The sequence below is a fragment of the Arthrobacter sp. SO5 genome (assembly GCF_020532805.1).
Lineage (GTDB): Bacteria > Actinomycetota > Actinomycetes > Actinomycetales > Micrococcaceae > Arthrobacter.
Map to the genome: position 1 here is coordinate 86,750 of NZ_MQTQ01000074.1, position 21,588 is coordinate 108,337.

The 21,588-nt window shown below is 67.9% G+C and carries 21 protein-coding genes; 10 read left to right on the forward strand and 11 right to left on the reverse strand.

The window, feature by feature from the left end; all coding sequences use genetic code 11:
* Nucleotides 1-1,184 (reverse strand): serine/threonine-protein kinase (locus BJG92_RS13935; protein ID WP_232084589.1); only part of this gene is annotated, 1,184 nt, incomplete at its 3' end.
* Between the two features lie 98 nt (nt 1,185-1,282).
* Here BJG92_RS13935 and lipB point away from each other — a divergent pair.
* From lipB to BJG92_RS13955, 4 genes are all read left to right on the forward strand, one after another.
* The gene (gene lipB, locus BJG92_RS13940) at nt 1,283-1,960 is read left to right on the forward strand and encodes a lipoyl(octanoyl) transferase LipB (protein ID WP_269462012.1); all 678 of its coding nucleotides are present in this window, start codon (nt 1,283-1,285) and stop codon (nt 1,958-1,960) included.
* On the forward strand, nt 1,957-2,964 hold the full coding sequence (gene lipA / locus BJG92_RS13945) for a lipoyl synthase (RefSeq protein WP_232084591.1): 1,008 nt from the start codon (nt 1,957-1,959) through the stop codon (nt 2,962-2,964). The genes lipB and lipA overlap by 4 nt, the downstream gene beginning before the upstream one ends.
* 90 nt (nt 2,965-3,054) lie before the next feature.
* Nucleotides 3,055-3,816 (forward strand): DUF4191 domain-containing protein, encoded by a 762-nt coding sequence (locus tag BJG92_RS13950; RefSeq protein ID WP_232084592.1) that lies wholly within the window; start codon nt 3,055-3,057, stop codon nt 3,814-3,816.
* 118 nt (nt 3,817-3,934) lie between these two features.
* Nucleotides 3,935-4,297 (forward strand): DUF3817 domain-containing protein, encoded by a 363-nt coding sequence (locus tag BJG92_RS13955; RefSeq protein WP_232084593.1) that lies wholly within the window; start codon nt 3,935-3,937, stop codon nt 4,295-4,297.
* Between the two features lie 51 nt (nt 4,298-4,348).
* On the opposite strand, the gene BJG92_RS13960 is transcribed toward BJG92_RS13955, so the two are convergent.
* A complete protein-coding gene (locus tag BJG92_RS13960) occupies nt 4,349-4,786 on the reverse strand; it encodes an RDD family protein (protein ID WP_232084594.1) in 438 nt (145 codons plus the stop codon).
* 296 nt (nt 4,787-5,082) lie between these two features.
* Between BJG92_RS13960 and glnA (BJG92_RS13965) the strand changes: the two genes are divergently transcribed.
* Nucleotides 5,083-6,507, forward strand: coding sequence for a type I glutamate--ammonia ligase (gene glnA, locus BJG92_RS13965; protein WP_232084595.1), 1,425 nt, complete (start codon nt 5,083-5,085; stop codon nt 6,505-6,507).
* 126 nt (nt 6,508-6,633) lie between these two features.
* Here glnA (BJG92_RS13965) and BJG92_RS13970 read toward each other — a convergent pair whose 3' ends face one another.
* The 4 genes from BJG92_RS13970 to glnA (BJG92_RS13985) form a co-directional block, all read right to left on the reverse strand.
* Nucleotides 6,634-7,149 (reverse strand): GNAT family N-acetyltransferase, encoded by a 516-nt coding sequence (locus BJG92_RS13970; RefSeq protein ID WP_232084596.1) that lies wholly within the window; start codon nt 7,147-7,149, stop codon nt 6,634-6,636.
* A gap of 66 nt (nt 7,150-7,215) precedes the next feature.
* Nucleotides 7,216-7,632: a VOC family protein gene (locus BJG92_RS13975; RefSeq protein WP_232084597.1), complete on the reverse strand. Its 417-nt coding sequence runs from the start codon at nt 7,630-7,632 to the stop codon at nt 7,216-7,218.
* Between the two features lie 71 nt (nt 7,633-7,703).
* The gene (locus BJG92_RS13980; RefSeq protein WP_232084598.1) at nt 7,704-10,715 is read right to left on the reverse strand and encodes a bifunctional [glutamine synthetase] adenylyltransferase/[glutamine synthetase]-adenylyl-L-tyrosine phosphorylase; all 3,012 of its coding nucleotides are present in this window, start codon (nt 10,713-10,715) and stop codon (nt 7,704-7,706) included.
* Between the two features lie 9 nt (nt 10,716-10,724).
* Entirely contained in the window at nt 10,725-12,065 is a 1,341-nt protein-coding gene (gene glnA, locus BJG92_RS13985) for a type I glutamate--ammonia ligase (protein ID WP_232084599.1), read from the reverse strand.
* Nucleotides 12,066-12,325: 260 nt separating this feature from the next.
* On the opposite strand from glnA (BJG92_RS13985), the gene panB reads away from it, so the two are divergent.
* The 3 genes from panB to BJG92_RS14000 all read left to right on the forward strand — a co-directional run bounded on the left by panB (nt 12,326) and on the right by BJG92_RS14000 (nt 14,593).
* Nucleotides 12,326-13,216 (forward strand): 3-methyl-2-oxobutanoate hydroxymethyltransferase, encoded by an 891-nt coding sequence (panB, locus tag BJG92_RS13990; RefSeq protein ID WP_232084600.1) that lies wholly within the window; start codon nt 12,326-12,328, stop codon nt 13,214-13,216.
* Nucleotides 13,217-13,396: 180 nt separating this feature from the next.
* Nucleotides 13,397-13,792: an SHOCT domain-containing protein gene (locus tag BJG92_RS13995; RefSeq protein WP_232084601.1), complete on the forward strand. Its 396-nt coding sequence runs from the start codon at nt 13,397-13,399 to the stop codon at nt 13,790-13,792.
* Nucleotides 13,793-13,837: 45 nt separating this feature from the next.
* The gene (locus BJG92_RS14000; protein ID WP_232084602.1) at nt 13,838-14,593 is read left to right on the forward strand and encodes an MBL fold metallo-hydrolase; all 756 of its coding nucleotides are present in this window, start codon (nt 13,838-13,840) and stop codon (nt 14,591-14,593) included.
* A 42-nt stretch (nt 14,594-14,635) separates the two neighbouring features.
* Here the strand turns inward: BJG92_RS14000 and BJG92_RS14005 are convergent, their stop codons facing one another.
* The 3 genes from BJG92_RS14005 to BJG92_RS14015 are packed head-to-tail and all read right to left on the reverse strand — an operon-like array spanning nt 14,636 to nt 17,430.
* On the reverse strand, nt 14,636-16,684 hold the full coding sequence (locus BJG92_RS14005; RefSeq protein ID WP_232084603.1) for a phage holin family protein: 2,049 nt from the start codon (nt 16,682-16,684) through the stop codon (nt 14,636-14,638).
* Nucleotides 16,685-16,724: 40 nt separating this feature from the next.
* Complete coding sequence (locus BJG92_RS14010; protein WP_232084604.1) at nt 16,725-17,255, reverse strand: AAA family ATPase; 531 nt, start codon at nt 17,253-17,255, stop codon at nt 16,725-16,727.
* 10 nt (nt 17,256-17,265) lie between these two features.
* Nucleotides 17,266-17,430 (reverse strand): SPOR domain-containing protein, encoded by a 165-nt coding sequence (locus BJG92_RS14015; protein WP_232084605.1) that lies wholly within the window; start codon nt 17,428-17,430, stop codon nt 17,266-17,268.
* Between the two features lie 128 nt (nt 17,431-17,558).
* Here BJG92_RS14015 and map point away from each other — a divergent pair, with 128 nt between their 5' ends.
* Nucleotides 17,559-18,437: a type I methionyl aminopeptidase gene (map, locus tag BJG92_RS14020; RefSeq protein WP_232084606.1), complete on the forward strand. Its 879-nt coding sequence runs from the start codon at nt 17,559-17,561 to the stop codon at nt 18,435-18,437.
* Nucleotides 18,438-18,527: 90 nt separating this feature from the next.
* On the forward strand, nt 18,528-19,331 hold the full coding sequence (ppgK, locus tag BJG92_RS14025; protein WP_232084607.1) for a polyphosphate--glucose phosphotransferase: 804 nt from the start codon (nt 18,528-18,530) through the stop codon (nt 19,329-19,331).
* A 206-nt stretch (nt 19,332-19,537) separates the two neighbouring features.
* Here ppgK and nrdR read toward each other — a convergent pair whose 3' ends face one another.
* Nucleotides 19,538-20,029 (reverse strand): transcriptional regulator NrdR, encoded by a 492-nt coding sequence (gene nrdR, locus BJG92_RS14030; RefSeq protein ID WP_232084608.1) that lies wholly within the window; start codon nt 20,027-20,029, stop codon nt 19,538-19,540.
* Between the two features lie 135 nt (nt 20,030-20,164).
* Complete coding sequence (gene hisD / locus BJG92_RS14035) at nt 20,165-21,556, reverse strand: histidinol dehydrogenase (RefSeq protein WP_232084609.1); 1,392 nt, start codon at nt 21,554-21,556, stop codon at nt 20,165-20,167.
* Nucleotides 21,557-21,588 lie beyond the last annotated feature (32 nt).

The following is a 21,588-nucleotide window of genomic DNA, read 5'->3' on the forward strand; positions in this document are numbered from 1 at the left end:
GCCCCCGCCAGCACCGCCAGCACCAGCGCCGCCGACATCGCCCGCAAGACGCCGCCGCCCCGGGCCGTGCTACGGGCCGTGCTGACTCCCAGGCGGGCGGTGCGGCGGCCTGGGCGGGCGGGGCGGCCGGACGCGGGCTGTGCAGGAGAGCCGTTACCGTTCGTGGAATGCCGGGCGGCGGCGCGGGTTTTCCCGGCCGGCGGCACGTCGGGGCGCGGTGCCCGGTTCCGGCCCAGGAATCCGCGCAGCCGCTCGGCCCGCCGCTGACGGGCGGTCCGGGGCAGGGCGCGCCGGGTCAACAGCCGGGGAATGACCGTGGGATGGACAGACACGGACAGGTCTACCGGCTCCGGCTCGGCGCTTCGGTAGACCGCCGCGGCAAATTCCGCGGCTGAGGGCCGTCGCCGCCGGTCATCGTTGAGTCCGGCTTCCAGCGCTTCCGCCAGCGCAGCCGGAACGCCCGCCACCAGCAGCGGTAGGGGCGGCCGCTGCGCCCCCGGCTCGGGGGCCCTGCCCGTGAGGCAGTACCAGCCCAGGGCAGCCAGGGAATACACGTCGCGCTCCGGCTGAAGTCCCGCCCGGACGGCGTCCACGGGGGCGGGATCGCGGAACCCCTCGGTCCCTGCCCCGGCCACAGGGCTCGTGTCGGCCACCATCCGCGCCACGCCGAGATCGGCCAGAAGCGGTTTCCCGTGGGCGCTGAACAGGACGTTGCCAGGGGACACATCGCCGTGGGTAAACCCATGGCCGTGCAGGTAGGCGAGGGCCTGCGCAACGGGAGTCAGGACCGTCACCGTCTCCCCGGGGCCCAGCTGCCCCCGGCTGGCCAGGAGCCCGCCCAGCGATCCGCCTGGGGCATAGTCCAGCACAAGCCCCAGGCCGTCCTCGCCACCGTCGTGCGGCGGGCGCAGCCGCAGCACGGCATGGGCCCGGATCAGATGGCCGTGGTCCAGTGCGGAGAGGATGCGGACCTCCCGCCGCATCCCCTCTTCCGTTTCCCGCTGGTCCGCCGGAGGCCCGTCCGCACCGGCACGGTCATCGAAACACTTGAGGGCGTACTCACGGCCAGTTGATTCTTCGACGACCAGCCAGACGGTGGCACTGCCGCCGCGCCCCAGGCAGCGTTCGACGTCGTAGCCGGGAACTTTGGGGGCCCCGCCGGGGGCCAGCGCATCATGCTCCATCCCCTAGGAATAGCCGATTCCGCGGATTCCCGCAGAAGTTATCCACAGGCGTGAGAGCTTGGACACACAAGCCGCAGCTCCGGCGGGCGGGGACTAAGCTGGATGCCATGACTCTTGAGTTCTCCCAGCCGGGTCTCGCCCCTGAATTCGTCGATTACACCCGCGGCTGGGACATCCAGCGCGAGCTGCACGGGAAGGTCGCCGCCGGCACAGCGCCCAGCACGGTCCTGCTGCTTGAGCATTCCGCCGTGTATACGGCCGGTAAACGCACCGAAGACCACGAACGCCCGTTTGACGGAACCCCCGTGGTGCCCGTGGACCGCGGCGGCAAACTCACATGGCATGGTCCCGGACAGCTCGTCGGCTACCCGATCATCAAGCTCAAGAACCCGGCCGGCATCCGGGATTACGTGGAACGTCTCGAGGACGTCATCATCGCCGTGCTGTCCGATTACGGCATCGACGCTGTCAGAATCAACGGCCGAGCGGGCGTCTGGCTCGAAGAGGATGCGAAGGGCCCGGCACGCAAGATCGCCGCCATCGGCATTCGTGTCCACGAAGGCGTGACAATGCACGGCTTTGCGATCAACTGCAACAACGACCTTGCCCCGTATGGCCAGATCATCGCCTGCGGCATCACCGACGCGGGGGTCACCACGATCGCGCAGGAGACCGGCAGGGACATCTCGCCGGCGGACCTCGTGTCGCGGGTCATCGAAGAACTGCGCAACAATGAAGAAGCCCTAGTTGCAAACCATGAAGGAGCCCTACTGTGACACTGGCACCAGAAGGCCGGAAAATGCTGCGTATTGAGCAGCGCAATGCGGCCACCCCGGTGGAACGTAAGCCCGAGTGGATCAAGGCCAAGGTCCAGATGGGCCCGGAGTTCGTGCAGCTCAAGAACCTGGTCAAGAAGGAGGGCCTCCACACGGTGTGTGAGGAGGCCGGATGCCCCAACATCTTCGAATGCTGGGAAGACAAGGAAGCCACGTTCCTGATCGGCGGCTCCGAATGCACACGCCGCTGCGACTTCTGCCAGATCGACACCGGCAAGCCCTCCCCCGTTGACGTTTTCGAACCCACCAAGGTGGCCCGCTCCGTCCTGGCCATGCAGCTGCGCTACGCCACCGTCACCGGTGTTGCCCGCGACGACCTCGCCGACGAGGGCGTCTGGCTCTACGCCGAGACGGTCCGCAAGATCCACGAGCTCAACCCGGGCACCGGCGTCGAACTGCTCATCCCGGACTTCTCCGGCAAGCCGGAGCACATCGAGGCGATCTGCGACTCCAAGCCCGAGGTGTTCGCGCACAACGTCGAGACCGTGCCTCGGATTTTCAAGCGCATCCGCCCGGCGTTCCGCTACGACCGCTCTCTGGACGTGATCACCCAGGGCCGCAAGCTCGGCATGGTGACCAAGTCCAACCTGATCCTGGGCATGGGAGAAACCCGCGAGGAGATCTCCGAGGCCCTCCAGGACCTGCATGACGCCGGCTGCGACCTGATCACGATCACCCAGTACCTGCGCCCCTCCGAGCGTCACCTGCCGGTGGATCGCTGGGTCAAGCCGCAGGAATTCGTGGACCTGCAGCAGGAAGCGGACCAGATCGGATTCCTCGGCGTCATGAGCGGCCCGCTGGTGCGCTCCTCCTACCGCGCCGGCCGCCTCTGGGCCACCGCAATGCGCAAGAAGGGCTGGGAAATCCCGGCCGAACTTGCCCACATCGAAAGCTCCGGCAGCACCCGCCAGGAAGCCAGCTCGCTGCTCGCGGCGCACTCCTGAATCCAGTTGTCACGATTGACGGCTCAGGGCCGGCACCGGGTGATTCCGGCGTCCGGCCCTGAGCCGTGAATCACGTAGAATTAAGGCACTATGGCGAATTCCTCTGATTCCAGCACCTCCCCCACGGCTTCCGAAGCTCCGAAGCGCGGCCTTTTTTCCCGCAAGCCCAAGGAAGCGAAGGTCAAGAAGCCGAGCCGGCTGAAGCAGATCGGCGAGGTCTTCCAGATGACCCGCCGTCACGATCCGATGGTGCCGTGGCTCATGCTGCTGTCCTTCCTGGGTGTCGTAGCCCTCAGCCTCCTGGTCGGGTTCCTGCTCGACAACTGGATCACCGGCCTGATCATCGGCATCCCGCTGGGCATCCTGGCGGCAACGCTGATCCTGTCCCGCCGGGCCGAGCGCGCCGCCTTCGCCCAGATTGAGAACCAGCCCGGTGCCTCGGGAGCCGCGCTGGGCACGCTCAAGCGCGGCTGGATCACCGAGGACCAGCCCGTCGCCGTGAACCCCCGCACCCAGGACGCCGTCTTCAGAGCCATCGGCCGTCCCGGCGTCGTGCTGGTCAGCGAAGGCCCCAGCAGCCGGGTCAAGCCGCTGGTGGACGCCGAGCGCAAGCGGCTCGCCCGCATCCTGCCGAACGTCACCATCCACGTGATTGAAAGCGGCCGCGGCGAAGGGCAGGTTCCCATCAGCCAGGTCGCCAAGAAGATGACCAAGCTGAAGAACGAGCTGACCAAGCTGGAGGTCAACACCGTTTCCAAGCGCATATCTTCGCTCGGAACCCGCCTCCCCATCCCCAAGGGCATCGATCCCTACAAGGCCCGCCCCGACCGCAAGGCATCCCGCGGACGCTAGGCCATAACGCCAAGGCTTCATGACCGCCCCGGTGACCGCCCGACAGGCCGGCCGCCGGGGCGTTTTTTTGCCCGGACCCTGACCCGACGTTTGCCAAACAGAACCTGGAGACTCCGCCATGAATGGTTCCGCCCCGTCCGCCAGGATCCGGATCTTCCGGGTCCTTGCCATCGCCGAGGGCTTCAGCTGGGCCGCACTGCTGATCGGGATGATCCTTAAATGGGTCACCCGGACCACGGAACTGGGGGTAGAAATCGCAGGTCCCCTCCACGGGGCGTTCTTTATCGGCTACGGCCTCGCGGCGCTGAGCCTGTGGGGCCTGCAGCGCTGGCCGTTCCGGGTGGCCGTGCTGGCAGGGCTGTCCGCCGTCCTTCCCTTCGCCACCGTGTGGTTTGAACGCTGGGCAGGCCGTCACGGCTATCTCACGTTCACGCGCGGCCGGGACGCTTCGACGCCGGCACGGGCGAGTGCCGGCACCTAGCCCCGTCCGCCGTCGCACCGGCGCACCGGCGCACCGGCGCACCCGCGGAAGCTACCTCCGGACGAGCAGGGTGTTGACGGCTTTGTCGTGCAGTCCGCGCTGGTCCGGGTCGAAGATGACGGCGGGGATCACCAGGCACAGCAGCAGGGTGCGGACCAGAGCCGGCAGCGGCCCGGCGGGGCCGCCGCCAAGCCGGACCACGTGAATGCCCATAACGCGGTGGCCGATGCTGTAGCCCAGCGTGCCGATCAGGAGGGCCTGCTCGACGGCGAACACGGCCAGGGTGGCCCAGGAGTTGCCGGCGAAGGCAAACCCGCTGATCAGCAGCGCAATCCCCCAGTCGATGCAGATGGCGGCGATGCGCCGGCCGGCACGGGCGATCGAGCCCGGCCCCGATTGGGGCAGCCCCAGCCGCTCCCCCGGGTACTTCGAGATGCCGGACGTGTCCGGCCCGGTGAGCCATGAGCCTATGTCTTTGCGATCAACCACCCTCCAAGACTATCGGCAAAGATCGCGGCTCAGGCATGTCCACGGGATGGACTTCGGGAGGCCACACCATGGAACCTGATAGCCCACAGTGTGGACGCCGACTAGCGTATATGTGTCAGGGCATTCCGTAACCTGCCCGAAACAAAGCGGACACCGCGGGGAAACTCCGTGTCCTTAGGGTGGTAACAGTTGCTAGCGGCACTGAAGCGGGGCGAACCGTGAGTTTTCCCCGCTGTCGGACTGCGCTGGACCACACGGCCTGACGGCCAGATCTTTCACATGCATAAGGAGCATAGATGTTCAAGACTGCGGACGAAGTCCTCAAGTTCATCAAAGACGAAGACGTTAAGTTCGTCGATATCCGCTTCACCGATCTCCCAGGCGTTCAGCAGCACTTCAACGTGCCCGCCAAGAGCGTTGACGCGGACTTCTTCGTCAACGGCCAGCTCTTCGACGGATCCTCGATCCGGGGTTTCCAGGGCATCGCGGAGTCGGACATGCAGCTCATTCCGGACGTTACCACCGCGTTCCTCGACACGTTCCGCCTGGAAAAGACCCTCGCGTTGAACTTCTCGATCGTGAACCCGCGCACGGGTGACCCCTACCACCGCGATCCGCGCGGCGTGGCCGAAAAGGCCGAGGCCTACCTCGCGTCCACCGGCATCGCCGACACCGCGTTCTTCGCCCCCGAGGCCGAGTTCTTCGTGTTCGACAACGTCCAGTACCAGTCCTCCCCGCAGGGCAGCTTCTACAAGATCGATTCCGAGGAAGCCCACTGGAACACCGGCCGTGAAGAAGAGGGCGGCAACCTCGGCTACAAGACCCCCATTAAGGGCGGCTACTTCCCGGTCTCCCCGACGGACAAGCAGGCGGACCTCCGCGACGCCATGTGCGTCGCCCTCGACGAGGCCGGCCTTGAGGTCGAGCGCAGCCACCACGAAGTCGGCTCCGCCGGCCAGGCCGAGATCAACTACAAGTTCACCACGCTGACCCACGCGGCCGATGACCTGCAGAAGTTCAAGTACGTCGTCAAGAACACCGCCGATGCCTGGGGCAAGTCGGTCACCTTCATGCCGAAGCCCGTCTTTGGCGACAACGGCTCGGGCATGCACTGCCACCAGTCGCTGTGGAACGGCGGCGAGCCGCTGTTCTACGACGAAAAGGGTTACGCCGGCCTCTCCGACATGGCCCGCTGGTACATCGGCGGCCTGCTGAAGCACTCCTCGGCCGTGCTTGCCTTCACCAACCCGACGGTCAACTCCTACCGCCGCCTGGTCAAGGGCTTCGAAGCTCCGGTCAACATGGTGTACTCGCAGGGTAACCGCTCCGCCGGTATCCGCATCCCGATCACGGGCTCCAACCCCAAGGCCAAGCGCATCGAATTCCGCGCGCCGGATCCCTCGTCCAACCCGTACCTGGCCTTCGCTGCCCAGCTGATGGCCGGGATCGACGGTATCCGCAACCGCATCGAACCGCCCGCCCCGATCGACAAGGACCTCTACGAGCTCCCCGCCGAGGAAGCCAAGGACATCCCCAAGGCTCCCGGCACGCTTGAGGAAGCCCTGGATGCCCTGGCCGAGGACAACGAGTTCCTGCAGGCCGGCGGCGTGTTCACCCAGGACCTGATCGACACCTGGATCGAATACAAGTACGAGAACGAGATCCGTCCGCTCTCGCTGCGTCCGAACCCGTTCGAATTCGAGCTGTACTACGGCGTCTAGCCACCAGCGGCATCCCACCAAAGAATTGCCCGACGGCGGCCCCCACCTTTCCGGTGGGGGCCGCCGTCGTTAACGGGTGCGACCGGCACGGCGCCGAACCGGGCCGCTGGGCGGCAGCAGAACAGTTCAGAATCCCCGGTACATGGTCCGCTGCGGTCCGGAGTCGCCGCCGACGTACTGGCCGTGGTCCGCGAATCCCGCCTTGCGGTAGGCGGCCTGCCCCGCGGCGTTGAGTTCATTCACGGAGAGCACGATGCCGGACTGTCCCCCGCCGAGGGCCGCCGTCAGCTTCGCGGCCGCACGGACGGCCGCCCCGGCTGCCAGCGCGCCCAGGCCCTGACCCTGCCGGAGGCGGTCGATGAGGAAGCCGCGCAGCAGCCAGGCCGAGTCGTCATCGGCCCAGCCGGCTGCGGTGGCCGCCCCGGTCTGCAGGGTCAGCACCCCCACGGCCACGCCGTTGGAATCAATCACGAAGGGGTGGCGGGACTCTTCTTCCAGTCCCACGAGCATCATCCGCAGCGGATCGCCGACGAACATCCGCTGCTCCGCGGTGACTGCCAGGACCGCGATCTCGCCCAGCTTGATGGCGCGGGCGTCGTCGTCGAGGTTCTTCAGCGGCAGCAGCCACACATTGTCAGGCATGACAAAAGCGTACCCAGGCGGGGCAGCCGCCGGAGTCGGACCGGCGTTCCGGGCTGGAGCGCCCGGCTAGAGCGCGGCGTCCTTTGGCGGTCCGGCCGGATCCATCCAAAAGACTTCCCACAAGTGGCCGTCCGGGTCCTGGAAGCTGTGCGTGTACATGAAACCGTAGTCCTGGGCTTCCTGGGACGGTGTACCGCCGGCGGTCAGGGCTCTTTTGACCATGACGTCGACCTCCTCCCGGCTGTCCAGCGAAAAGGACATGATGGCCTCGGTGGCGCTGCGGGCGTCCGCGACGGACTTCGACGTGAAGGTCTTGAAATAGCCCTCCGTCAACAGCATCACAAACGCGTCGTCGTTGATGATCATGGACGTGGCATTCTCATCAGTGAAGTCGGGGTTGAAGGAGAACCCCAGGGCGCTGAAAAATTCAACGCTTTTGTCGAGGTCCTTGACGGGCAGATTCAGGAACATTTGCTTGGCCATGCGCCCAAAGTAGCACCGGGCCCGGCGCATGTCAGCCCTGCCCCGCCACCGCCTGGCTCCCGCGGGCACCGCTACTGGCCGTAGAAAACCCGGTCGAACACACTCCGGGCGCGGCGGCTGAGCCGCAGGTAGTCCTCCTCCAGGGCCGCGGCGTTGCCCTGCCCGTAGCCGCACCAGCGGGCGACGGCTTCGAGGTCCCGGCGGGAGGACGGCAGCACATCCGAGGCCCGGCCGGTCCAGATCACGTTGGCGGAGCGGATCCGGCTCGCCAGGCGCCACGCCCGGAGCAGGATCACGACGTCCCCCGCTTCGAGGAGCCCGACGGCGGCCGCGGACTCGAGGGCCTCGACTGTCGAGGTGGTCCGCAGCCCGGGGTGTTGCCCGGCGTGCTGGAGCTGCAGCAGCTGGGCGAGCCATTCGACGTCGCTCAGGCCGCCCCTGCCCAGTTTCAGGTGCCGGGCAGGATCGGCCCCGCGCGGCAGGCGTTCCGATTCGACCCTGGCCTTGACGCGCCGGACTTCCCGCACGTCCTGCTCGGAAAGGGTTTCCGGATAGCGGAGCGGGTCGATCAACGCGATGAAATCGGCGGCCAGCGCGTCGTCGCCGGCCATGGGGCGGGCCCGCAGGAGCGCCTGGGCCTCCCAGACGAGCGACCACCGGCGGTAGTACTCGGCGTAGGACGCCAGCGACCGCACCATCGGCCCGCTCTTGCCCTCGGGGCGCAGGTCCGCATCGACCATCAGGACCCGTTCGGCGAGGATGGCGGGCTTCAGGGGCTGGGTCAGGAGGTTCGAGAGCCGGCTGACGATCTGCTGGGCCTGCTGCTGCGCCTCATCCTCCGGGACACCGGGAAGCCCCCGGTGGACGTACATCACGTCGGCGTCGGAGCCGTAGCCGATCTCCCGGCCACCCTGGCGACCCATCGCCACCACGAGCACGCGGGTTTTGAGCGGCTCCCCGGCTGTGACCATGGTTTCGGCGACGCGCAGCGCGCCCAGGACCGCGGCGCGGTCGGTGTCAGCCAGGGCCGCGCCCACCTGATCCTGGTCCAGGAGCCCGGCGCTGTCGGCGATCGCGATCCGCAGGATCTCGCGGCGGCGGATCAGCCGGATCAGGCGCATGGCGCTTTCCGGTGCCGCGTGCCGGGACATCTTCGAGGCCATCTCCAGCCATTGTGCCTCGAAGGCCAGGGGCACCAGTTCCTTGTCTGCGCCGAGCCAGGCAACGGACTCGGGGGAAACCTCCAGCAGGTCCGAGATCAGCCGGGAGCTGGAGAGCACGTGGCAGAGCCGCTCGGCCGCCGCCGTCGAGTCCCGGAGCAGGCCCAGATACCAGTGTGTGGTGCCGAGTGCCTCGCTGACCCGGCGGAAAGCGAGCAGACCGCCGTCCGGGTCGACGCCGTCGGCGAGCCAGCCGAGCAGGATCGGCAGGAGCTGGCGCTGAAGCGCCGCACGGCGGCTCACGCCGGCGGTGAGCGCCTCGATGTGCCGCATGGCACCGGGCGGGTCGAGGTAGCCCAGGGCGGCGAGTCGCCCCTGCGCCGCTTCCGGGGTCAGCCGCGCCTCCTCGCTGCTGAGCCCGGCGGCGGTGTTGAGCAGGGGGCGGTAGAAGATGCGCTCGTGGAGTTCGCGGACGGAGCGTTTTGTTTTGCGCCAGGCCGCCATCAGGGCGTCCGGCTGCGGCCGTTCCGTGGAGAAGGGCCCCAGCACGGCCTTGGCGAGGGTGCGCAGCGAGGACTCCTTGACCGGCATGAGGTGGGTGCGGCGAAGCTGGAAGAGCTGGATCCGGTGTTCGAGCAGCCTGAGGTAGCGGTAGTCGCGGTCGAATTCCGCGGCGTCGGAGCGGCCGATGTAGCCGGCATCGGACAGCGCGGCGATGGCCGAGGTGGTGTCGCGGCAGCGCAGCGACTCGTCGGATTTTCCGTGCACCAGCTGCAGCAGCTGGACGGTGAACTCGACATCGCGCAGACCGCCGCGGCCCAGCTTGATCTGCCGCTGCTCCTCGTCGGACGGGATGTGCTCGGTGACCCGGCGGCGCATGGAACGGACGGAATCGACGAAGCCCTCGCGTCCGGCGGAGGACCAGATCAGCGGGGCGAGGGCGGCCTCGTAGCGGGCGCCGAGCTCCGCGTCGCCGGCGATGGTCCGGGCCTTCAGGAGCGCCTGGAACTCCCAGCTCTCGGCCCAGCGCGCGTAGTAGCTCTCGTGGGAGGCCAGGGTCCGGACCAGCGGGCCGGACCGGCCTTCGGGGCGGAGATTGGCGTCCACCTCCCACAGTCCGGGTTCCCGGCTCGTGGACATGATCGCCCGCGAGATCCCGGAGGCCAGGGCCGTGCCGATCGTGTTGGCCCGGGAATCCTCGAGTTCGCCGGACTCGATCACGTAAATGACGTCGACGTCGGAAATGTAGTTGAGCTCGCGGGCGCCGCACTTGCCCATGCCGATCACGGCGAGCCCGACGTCGGCCACTTCGGCCGCGCTGAAGTGTTCGGCAGCTTCGGCGCGGGAGACGGCGAGGGCGGCCTCGATGGCGGCGCCGGCCAGATCGGCCAGTTCGGCGCCGGCGGCCGGCATGAAGTCCAGCGGGTCCGCCGCGCAGAGGTCCTTGACCGCGAGCTCCACGAGGCCCCGCCGGTACGCCGTGCGGAGCGCCTCATAGGCCTCGCGGCCGGACACTCCCGCGACCGGCCGGGCGGATGTCGGATCGGCCCGCACGGACTGCAGCAGCAGGGACCGCAGCACCGCCGTGTCCGCGGCCCGGGGCTCCGGGCTCGCCGTCACCTCGAAGGCGTCGAGGTGCTCCGGGTGGCGGATCAGGAATTCGCCGAGCGCTTCCGAGGCACCGAGCACCCGGAACATTGGCTCGCTGATCTCCGGCTCCGCCACGGCCAGTTTCCGCAATGCCGGATGCTTTTCGATCAGCCGGACGAGGGACTGCAGGGCGGTATCCGGATCCGCGGCAAGCTGGAGTCCGGCAAACAGGGCCCCCTGGTCCAGGCCCTCCAGCTCCGGAGCGGCCAGCCACCGTTCGCCGTTTTCCAGGTCGCTGAAACCCGCGGCTATGAGGCGTCGTGCCAGGCTCACCCGGGGCGCCTAAAGGATGCCGAGGTTGCGCTGCAGCTCGTAGGGCGTGACCTGGAGGCGGTAGTCCTGCCACTCGGCACGCTTGTTGCGCAGGAAGTGCTCGAACACCTGCTCGCCGAGGATCTGCGGCATGAGCTCTGAGTCCTCCATGGTCCGGATCGCATCATGGAGGCTGGCCGGGAGAGGATCGTGGCCCATCGCGCGGCGCTCGGCCGAGCTCAGTGACCAGATATCGTCCTCGGCGGCGGCGGGAAGCTGGTAGCCCTCCTCGATGCCCTTGAGGCCGGCGCCGAGCAGCGCGGCGTAGGCAAGGTAGGGGTTGGCCGCGGAATCAATGCCGCGGTACTCGATCCGCGCGGACTGGCCTTTGCCCGGCTTGTACAGCGGCACCCGGACCAGGGCGGAGCGGTTGTTGTGGCCCCAGCTGAGGTAGCTCGGCGCCTCTCCGCCGCCCCAGAGGCGCTTGTAGGAGTTCACGAACTGGTTGGTCACGGCGGTGAATTCGGGGGCGTGCTTGAGGATGCCGGCGATGAACTGCCGGGCCGTCTCGGAGAGCTGGAATTCCGCACCGGCCTCGTAGAAGGCGTTGGTGTCCCCTTCGAAGAGCGAGAAGTGGGTGTGCATGCCGGAACCGGGGTGGGCGGTGAACGGTTTCGGCATGAACGTGGCGTAGGTGCCCTGCTGCAGGGCGACTTCCTTGATCACCGTGCGGAACGTCATGATGTTGTCCGCGGTCTGCAGCGCATCCGCGTAGCGCAGGTCGATCTCGTTCTGCCCCGGGCCGGCCTCGTGGTGGCTGAACTCCACCGAGATGCCCACCGATTCGAGCATGGTCACGGCAGTCCGGCGGAAGTCCTGGGCCACGCCGCCCGGGACGTGGTCGAAGTAGCCGCCCTCGTCCACCGGGACGGGCGAACCGTCAGGACCGGGCTGCTGGGACTTCAGCAGGTAGAACTCGATCTCGGGGTGCGTGTAGCAGGTGAAGCCCATGTCCGCAGCCTTGGCCAGGTTGCGCTTGAGGACGTTGCGGGGATCCGCGGCGGAGGGCTCGCCGTCGGGCGTCAGGATGTCACAGAACATCCGTGACGTCGCTTCGGTCTCGCCGCGCCAGGGCAGGATCTGGAAGGTCGCGGGGTCCGGCTGCGCCAGCATGTCGGATTCGAAGACGCGGGCGAGGCCCTCGATGGAGGAACCGTCAAAGCCGAGGCCTTCCTCGAAGGCACCTTCAACTTCGGCCGGGGCCAGGGCCACGGACTTCAGGGATCCGACGACGTCGGTGAACCACAAGCGCACGAACCGCACGTCGCGCTCTTCGATCGTCCGCAGGACAAACTCTTGCTGGCGGTCCATACTGGCCTCTTTCGGGTTCTTTCGTCCGTGCCCCGGGCGTCATGCATGGTGCCCACGGCTGCTCACCGTTCACTTTACTAATCATTGGCGCTGAATGTCGGAGCGGCCGCCCCGCGTAACACAGCGTTAACACTCCGGCCCCGGAACGGGCCCGCGGGCCCCGGACAGGGGGTCACCGCCGGCGGGGCTGTGATGCGTTTCACCGGCGGCGGTCCGGAGCCCGGTAGCTAGGACGCCCGGTACCGCACTACGCTCGTGCCATGGCCACAAGCATTAGCCCCGATTCCAGCACGCCCGCAGAAGTAGCGGCCCCCTACGGCGACGGGCCGGCGCCTGCGGGCACCGTCCGGAAACCGGTGGCAAGGATCCGCACCCACCATCTTCGCCAGGCCAAGGCCGACGGCGAGCGCTTTGCCATGCTGACCGCCTATGACCAGTACACCGCGGAGATCTTCGACCAGGCCGGCATCGAGGTCCTCCTGGTGGGCGATTCGGCGTCCAACAACGTCTTCGGCAATGAGACGAGTCTTCCCGTGACCGTGGATGAGCTGCTTCCGCTGTGCCGGGCCGTCGCCCGCTCGGCCCGGCGGGCCCTGGTGGTGGCGGACCTGCCGTTCGGCAGCTACGAGGTCTCTGCCCAGCAGGCGGTGGCCACCGGCGTGCGGTTCCTGAAGGAAGGCCTCGCCCACGCCGTCAAGATCGAAGGCGGGAAGTTCTACGCCGAGACCGTTCGTGCCATGGTGCAGGCCGGCATCCCGGTCATGGCGCACATCGGCTTCACGCCGCAGAGCGAGCACGCCCTCGGCGGCTACCGGGTGCAGGGCCGGGGCGAGGACGCCCAGCGGTTAATCGACGACGCCGTTGCGCTGGCCGACGCCGGCGCGTTCTGCGTGCTGATGGAAATGGTTCCCGCTGTCACGGCGGCCGCGGTGGATGCCGCCGTCGAGGTTCCCACCGTCGGCATCGGCGCCGGGAACGCCACCACGGGACAGGTCCTTGTCTGGCAGGACATGGCGGGCCTGCGTGGCGGGAAAATGGCGAAATTCGTCAAGCAGTACGCGGACCTGCGGACCTCGCTCGGCAACGCCGCGAAAGCCTACGGCGAGGACGTGCGCTCGGGCCACTTCCCCGGCCCCGAGCACTCCTTCTAGGCGATAGCCGCGGGCCCCCGCCGGAGCTCATCCTTCACGGGCGATGCATTGCGCCGCCACTGAGGGCAGGCTTGCCATTAAGGGCTGCAACCAGGCCCTGGCAGATGTTCCGCCGCCCCGGGCGAATTCGTGCCCGACGCGATGGGCCCGGTTCCGGCGGACACGAGTGGAGGATTAGCGATGAACTCAATTACGACTAGCTTCTGGGATGTCCTGCTGTGGAGTTTCTGGTTCTTTATCTGGATCGCCGCCATCACGGTGTGGTTCCGCTGCTTGTTTGACCTGTTCGGCGACCACACGCTCAGCGGCTGGGCCAAGGCCGGCTGGATAATATTGCTGGTCCTGGTGCCCTGGCTCGGCGCCCTGATCTACCTGATCGCCCGAGGCCGCAGCATGGCCGAACGGCAGATGACGGAAATCGCCCGGCAGCAGGCTGCCCAGCAGGAGTACATCCAGCAGGTCGCGGGCAAGTCAGCCGCTCCGGCCACCCAGATCGCCGACGCCAAGGCGCTGCTCGATTCCGGCGTCATCGACCAGACCGAGTTCGATTCCCTCAAGGCAAAGGCCATGGCCTGACGGTTCAGCGGGTTGCGCCCGCAGAATCCCGGGACAAGCAACAACATGAAAATCACGTGGCTCGGTCACTCCTCGGTGGTGCTGGACATCGACGGGGTTCGGGTTCTGACCGATCCGCTGCTTCGTGCCCACGCCGGGCTCCTGCGCCGCCTGGCTCCGCGGCCGGACCCGGCGTCGTGGAGCCGGCCGGACGCAGTACTCCTCTCCCACCTCCACCACGACCACGCCGAGTTGCGCTCCCTCCGCATGCTGCGGGGGGCGGCGCTGCTGAGCGCTCCGGCGAATGCCGCCTGGCTGCGTCGCCGGAAGTTGCTTGACGCAGTTCCCTTGGGAGAGGGCTGGACAGCGGTAGGCGGGGTCCGGATTCGCCAGGTGCCGGCCGAGCACCATAGCCGCCCGATGCCACACCGTCCCAACGACGCCAATGGGTACGTGGTCCGGGGCCCGTCGGGCATCGTCTGGATCGCCGGTGATACGGGGTTGTATCCGGAGATGGCAGCGCTCCCGGCCATGGCAGGCGGGCCGATCGATGTGGCCCTGGTGCCGGTCTGGGGGTGGGGACCGAGGCTCTCGGCGGGACACCTGACTCCGGAGAGCGCCGCCCAGGCTGTCGCCATGAGCGGTGCGCGATTCGCCCTACCCGTGCACTGGGGAACGCTGCACCCTCCGCTGATCACACACTTTGCCCGGAGCTGGCTTGAGCAGCCCGGGCGCCGGTTTGCTGCCGCCGTCGGGGAGCAGGCTCCGGGCTGCACGGCAGTCATCCTGGCTCCCGGCCAGTCATGGGTAGTGCCCGCGTGAGTTGATGAACCTCAGCGCCCGGCAGCCGACAGGGCAAGGCGCTCAATCCCGGAATGCCGCCGCCGTGCGCTGGCCGCAGGCCTCGAGCCACGCCACCAGCACCCGGTGGAGTTCGTCGGCACCTTCTATCCGCTCGGGCAGCCCGGCCATGAGATCGGCCGGGCCGAGCAGCACGGCGCGGTCCTGCCACCCGCCGAGGCCACCGTGGGACCCGACCAGGCCCTCGAACGCACCGACGTCGTTGGTTACGGGATCGACGGTGCTGTTGACGTAGAGATCCGGCGCCTCGGGGTGCATCAGCGCACGCAGGAGCACCCGCGCCGCGTGGGGTCCGAAGAGAGCCAACGGGTCGGCGCCCTCCACCTCCCCGCTTGCGATGTTGACCCGCCCGCGGCTCCCGATCGCCCACGCCCGGCCGTCGTCATCGATGCCCGCAACGAACCCAACGCCGGGATGCCCTGCCAGTCCGGGGATCAGTGCCGGCCACTCCCCCTCAAGGTCCTGGAGCGTCCAGCGCCGGTTGCCGCGCACGTAGACCAGGCCCAGATTCCCCGAGCCCAGCACGACAACCGGCTCCTCGGCCGCGTCGCCAGGGCCGGAAGTCCGTGGCGCCGGCGTCTGCTGGGCCTTGGTCAGCGCCTCGTCGGCACGCTCGGCGAGCTTCCCGGTCATTCCACCGGCCGCGATGTCGCCGGCGATCGAGTCCGCCCGCCCCAGCCCTTCGACCGACGCGTCCACGTTCTGAACATGCTCGTGGATGAGTTCCTCGCACAAATCCCCGAGCGTCTGGCCGTACCGGTCGGCGAACGGGGTGCCCTGGGACTGGCCGTGGTCAGAGAGCACCACCAGCCGATAGCGGCGGGGAGCGGACCCGGCGAGCTGGGCCAAGAAACCCAGCGTGCGGTCCAGGCCGTCCAAGGCTGCGAGCGACTCGGGCCGGAACATGCCTGCGTGGTGGGCAATCTCGTCATAGTCAACGTAGTCGACATAGATGCACTTCGTGCCCCGACGCAACTCTTCTGCCACCAGGGCCGTGTTCAGGTCACGCAGGATTCCGTTGGTGACTGCCCGCAGCAGGGCGAAGGTCCAGTCCCGATGCACCCGCGGGTCAAGATCACGCTTGACCTGCCTTCGGGCCTGCCAACGTTCCTTGATGATCTCGCCCACGGTCCGCGTGAGGCTTCGCATGAACCCGTTCGGGGAAGCGAAAAACCAGGCGAACGCCCGACGGGTTTGGGTGGAGCCGCGCCGGACCTCCACCCGGCTCATCGTCAAGAGCGACCGGGGGGCGTCACCGGTGAACAAGTTCGAAATGGAGACCCCGTCGTCGCAGAGCAGGCCCTGGCCGGTGCTGTGCCTTTCCTCGATCACCCGGGCATCTGCGGGGCGGTTGGCCACCAGGACCCGGTTGAGCTCACGGTCGTACCACCGGAATGCGGGGATCCCGTCAACGGTGCCGTGCAGAATCCCCAGCTGGCTCGCCGGCGTGGTGCAAGGCAGCTGGGGCGTCCATTCGCGGACCGCGTATTCCCCCGAGGCCAGCCAGCGCCGGATATGGGGCACCGCCCCGGACTGGACCGCCCAATGCAGCACCGGGAAGGGGACACCGTCGAGCTGGACGAACAGGACGCCGTCGACCTCCGGATCGGGCACCGCGTCCTGCCGACGTGCCCGGCCGGCCAACGAGGTGATCATGCCGTCATCACTCCCGGCCGTGGTGGCCCACGAGATGAGCGTGCCCACGACGGCACTGACCCAGCTGGCGGCAAGGGCGGTCCATCCCGTCGACTCGACGCCGGGCACCAAAAGGATGGCCACGTACATGATCAGGGCTTGGCCGCCGAAGGCGATAAGAAGGACCGCCAGCCAGCCCACCCTGGCCGAGATCTCCACGAGCGCTGGGCGGAGAACCAGGCCGACGATGCCGGCTGCTGCTGCCACCGCGGCGTAGGCCCACCAGCTGCTTGCGGAGAACCCCGGCAGCAGGGCGCCGGTGACTATCAGGGCTACAGTCGAAGCAGCCCAGGCAGCGGCCAGCCTCGCCAGGTCGGTGAGCCGGACGCCACGGGTGCGGGAAAAACTCGTTGGCATTTTCCCAGTATGGCCGGACGTATCCGTCCGGCACTCACCCTCACGGGGTGAGAAAAAGCAGATCCAGCCGCCGCCGGAGCTGCGGCACGTCGACCGCCTTTTCCGTGTTAACTTCCAGCACGGGGGCCAGCCCGAGCGGGGCCGCCCGCCGGACCCACTCGGACCAGGTCCCGTCGTCGTCATGCGCGGCATGGTGCACGGGATGACGTTGCCTTGACCGGCAGCGCTGCCGCGCCGTGGCGTCATCAACGGCGCACCAGACTTCGGCGGCGGCCGCCCTGCCTGCGGTTCGGAGATCGGCGCGCAGAAAGTCGATGTCCCGCGGCGCGAACCAGAAGGATTCGACGACGGCCGGGCCCGGTTCGGCGGCTATGCCGGCCCACATGAGCTCCAGCGCTTGCCGCCCCAGGGCTGTGGATTCCTCGGCGGCCGGAGCCCGGTCACGGGCCCAGAGGCTCTCCTTGTAGGCGTCCTTGGAGAACAGCGGCAGTTCCAGCGCGACGGCCAGTTCCCGGGCGAGGGTCGACTTGCCGGACCCGGGCAGCCCGTTCACCAGGATCAGTCCGGTCAACGCGTCGGCCCTAGTCGTCCTCGCCCTTCTCCCACGCCTCGTTGCGGGCCTTGACCTTTTCGAGTGCGTGCTCGGCTTCCGCACGGGTCTTATAGGGTCCGATCAGCTGGCTCCAGTCGGACATGGCGTCTTCCTCGATCTCGTGAGTGTTGACGTTGTACCAGTATTCGGGCATTTGTCCTCCTTCATGGCCCGGATCGTGTCCGGACTCTGGCCCCGGCCATGTGTCCGTGCTGTAATCCGCGGCTGTATTTTCCGGGCTGTATTTTCCGGGCCGGGCCCGGGGGCTTATATGATCAATCTATGCCTTCTCTAGTCTCCACTGCACCCATCGGCACGCTTGTCCCGGGGACGGTGAGCCCGCAGCTTCCCGTGCCGGCGTCCATCCCGCGTCCGGAATATGTGGGCAAGCCGGGCCCTGCCAAGTTCACGGGGTCCGAGGTCAAATCGGCGGAAACGATTGAGAAGATCCGGATCGCCTCAAGGATCGCCGCCCAGGCCATCGTGGAGGTCGGCAAGCACATCGCGCCCGGCGTCACCACCGACCAGCTGGACCGGGTGGGCCATGAGTTCCTGCTGGACCACAATGCCTACCCCTCCACCCTCGGGTACCGGGGCTTTCCGAAGTCGCTGTGTTCCTCCCTCAACGAGGTCATCTGCCACGGGATCCCGGACACCACCGTGGTCCAGGACGGTGACATTCTCAACATCGACATCACGGCCTTCATCGGCGGTGTGCATGGCGACACCAACCACACCTTCCTGGTCGGCGGAGTGGACGAGGAATCCCGCCTCCTGGTCGAACGCACCAAGGAATCGCTGAACCGTGCCATTCGGGCGGTCGCGCCGGGACGCGAAATCAACGTGATCGGCCGGACCATCGAGTCCTACGCGAAGCGCTTCGGCTACGGCGTAGTCCGCGACTTTACCGGCCACGGCGTCGGCGAAGCGTTCCATACCGGGCTGATCATCCCGCACTATGACGCCGCTCCCGCCTACAACACCGTCATGGAAGCGGGTATGGTGTTCACGATCGAACCCATGCTGACCCTGGGAACGGTGGACTGGGACATGTGGGCCGATGACTGGACCGTTGTGACCCGCGACCACAAGCGCACCGCGCAGTTCGAGCACACCCTGCTCGTCACGGAGTCCGGCGCCGAAGTGCTGACCCTCCCCTAATTTCGTCTCCACCAAAAGATCGCGGTCTTCGCCCGTCGGCCCTGGGCCGCACCCTCCTAGCTCCGCCCCCCTGCCACGAACGGAACCACATTGGCCAAGAAGGACGAGAATTCGAAGAAGAACGCCCCGCTGATCGGCATCGACGTCGGGGGCACCGGGATCAAGGGCGGGATCGTCGACCTGAAGAAGGGAAAGCTGCTCGGTGAGCGCCTGCGCATCCCCACCCCGCAGCCTTCCACGCCCGAGTCCGTTGCCGAAGTGGTCGCCCAGGTTGTCGCCGAACTCTCCGCCCGCCCCGACGCCCCCGAGGCCGGCACCCCTGTGGGTGTCACGTTCCCGGGCATCATCCAGCACGGCGTGGTCCACTCGGCCGCGAACGTGGACAAGTCCTGGCTGGAAATGGACATCGACGGACTGCTCACGGCCCGCCTCGGACGCCCCGTTGAGGTCATCAACGACGCCGACGCCGCTGGGCTGGCCGAGGCTCGCTACGGCGCCGGCAAATCCGTGAACGGCACCGTGCTGGTCATCACGCTCGGCACGGGGATCGGTTCGGCCTTCATCTTTGACGGCAAGCTCGTCCCGAACGCCGAACTGGGCCACCTGGAGATTGACGGATTCGACGCCGAGAGCAAGGCGTCAGCCGTGGCGCGCGAGCGGGACGGGCTGAGCTGGGAGCAGTACAGCGTGCTGCTGCAGCGCTATTTCTCCCACGTGGAGTTCCTGTTCTCCCCCGAACTGTTCATTGTGGGCGGCGGCATCTCCAAGCGCGCCGACGAGTACCTGCCGCACATGAAGCTGCGCACGCCGATCGTCCCGGCCGAGCTGAAGAACGACGCCGGAATCGTCGGCGCCGCCCTCGAGATTGCACTGAAGCACAAACTGGCCAAGTAGCCACCCGGCCCGCTTCCACTGTCCGGCACGTGGCTCCCGCCCCGGAACCCAACTGGCTCGCAGCAGAGGCCGCTTTCAGCGTCCAAAACGGCCCAGCTGCGAGTCAGTTGGGTGGGGTGGTGCCGGTGGTGGCCGCGGCTTCCCCTCCGCTGCCACCACCGGAGTCTGTGCGCCGGAGTCTGCGCGCCGGCGCTCCCGAACCGGGCCTAGAGCGGGCTCTTCTGCGTGCTCTGGTCTTCCCGCCCCTTGGTCTGCGCCTCATGGCGGAGCAGGGAGATGGCCGCTTCGAAGTCCTCGAGGGATTCGAAGGCCTGGTAGACGCTGGCGAAGCGCAGGTAGGCGACCTCATCGAGCTTCTGCAGCGGGTTCAGGATGGCCAGGCCGACTTCGTGCGCATCGATTTCGGCGGCACCGGCGGCCCGGATCGCCTCTTCGACTTCCTGGGCCAGCATGGCGAGGTCGTCTTCCGTGACGGGACGGCCCTGGCAGGCCTTGCGGACTCCGTTGATGACCTTGCTGCGGCTGAACGGCTCGCCGACGCCCGAGCGCTTGATCACGGTCAGGCTCGTGGTCTCCACGGTGGTGAAGCGGCGTCCGCACTCGGGACACTGCCGGCGGCGCCGGATGGCCGAACCGTCGTCGGCGATGCGGCTGTCCACCACGCGGGAATCAGGGTTACGGCAGAACGGGCAATACATGTCGTTTCCTCCCCTGTCGCAAGCTGGCAATCCCTGACGCTGGAGAGCGCCGGTGCGTTCCGGAACGTTCGCTCCGTGCCCAGTTTACGACTAGATATAGCTGAATAACAAGCCTGTAATTACTACATGTAGTGGTCAGGCGCCCGTGAGGAACCGTGCCGTGACAGCCTCCCCGTGGGCCGGCAGGTCTTCAGCTCCGGCCAGGCTCACGATGTGTCCGCTCACCTGCTCCAGGGCGGATCGGCTGTAGTTGATCACCTGGATGGCGCGCAGGAAGGTCGTGACGTTCAGGCCCGAGGAGAAGGCAGCGGTTCCGCTGGTCGGCAGGACATGGTTGGAGCCGGCGCAGTAGTCACCGAGGCTGACGGGGCTGTAGTCCCCCACGAAGATCGCTCCGGCGTTGCGGATTCGGGCGGCGACGCCGGCGGCGTCCGCCGTCATGATCTCCAGGTGTTCCGCGGCGTAAGCGTCGCAGGCCGCGATGCCCTGTTCCAGGTCGTCCACGAGGACGACGCCGGACTGCGGCCCCGATAGTGCCTCGCGGACCCGGGCGCTGTGCTTGGTGGCAGCGGCCTGGCGGTCCAGCTCCCCGCGGACCGCCGCCGCGAGTTCCTCGGAATCCGTGAACAGTACGGATGCCGCCTTGGGGTCGTGCTCCGCCTGGCTGATCAGGTCCGCGGCGACGAGGGCCGGCTGGGCTGCGGCGTCGGCCAGGATCGCGATTTCGGTGGTGCCCGCCTCGGAGTCGATCCCGACGACGCCCTTGACGAGGCGCTTGGCCGTGGCGACGAAGATGTTGCCCGGGCCGGTGACGACGTCCACCGGGTCAATCCCGGCCGTGCCGCCGGTCGCCGGGATGCCGTAGGCGAAGGCGGCGATCGCCTGGGCTCCGCCGATCGCGTAAACCTCTTCGATCCCGAGCAGGCAAGCGGCGGCGAGGATGGTCGGGTGCGGGAGCCCGGCGAAGTCCTTTTGCGGGGGTGATGCGAGGGCGATCGATTCCACGCCGGCGGCGAGGGCCGGGACAACGTTCATGATCACCGACGAGGGATACACGGCCAGTCCGCCCGGGACATAGAGGCCCACGCGGGCCACCGGCACCCAGTGCTGGCTGACGACGGCGCCGTCGCCGAGTTCGACGTCGGTGTCCGCCGGCCGCTGGGCGTCCGCGAAGCGGCGGGCCCGCCGGATGGATTCTTCCAGCGCCGCACGCACGGCCGGATCGAGGCCGGCGAGGGCAGCGTGCAGCGCCTCGGCCGGGACGCGCGGGTGGGTCTGTTCCACGCCGTCGAAGGCCAGTGCCAGCTCGCTCAGGGCCGCGAAGCCTCGGGTACGGACCGCGGTGATGATGCCCTGAACCTTCTCTTCGGCGTCGGCCATGGTGCCCGGCTGTGCCCGGGGAACCGCGGCACGGAGTCCGGCGAGCGTCAGCCGCTGGCCGCGCAGGTCAACGGTGCGGAAGGTGAGGTCGGCGGGAACGGCGGGCGCGCTGGCCGGGGGCACGTGGCTGTCAGGTGTAAGGGTCACGCACCCATTTTACGTGCCCCGCGCAGGCGCCC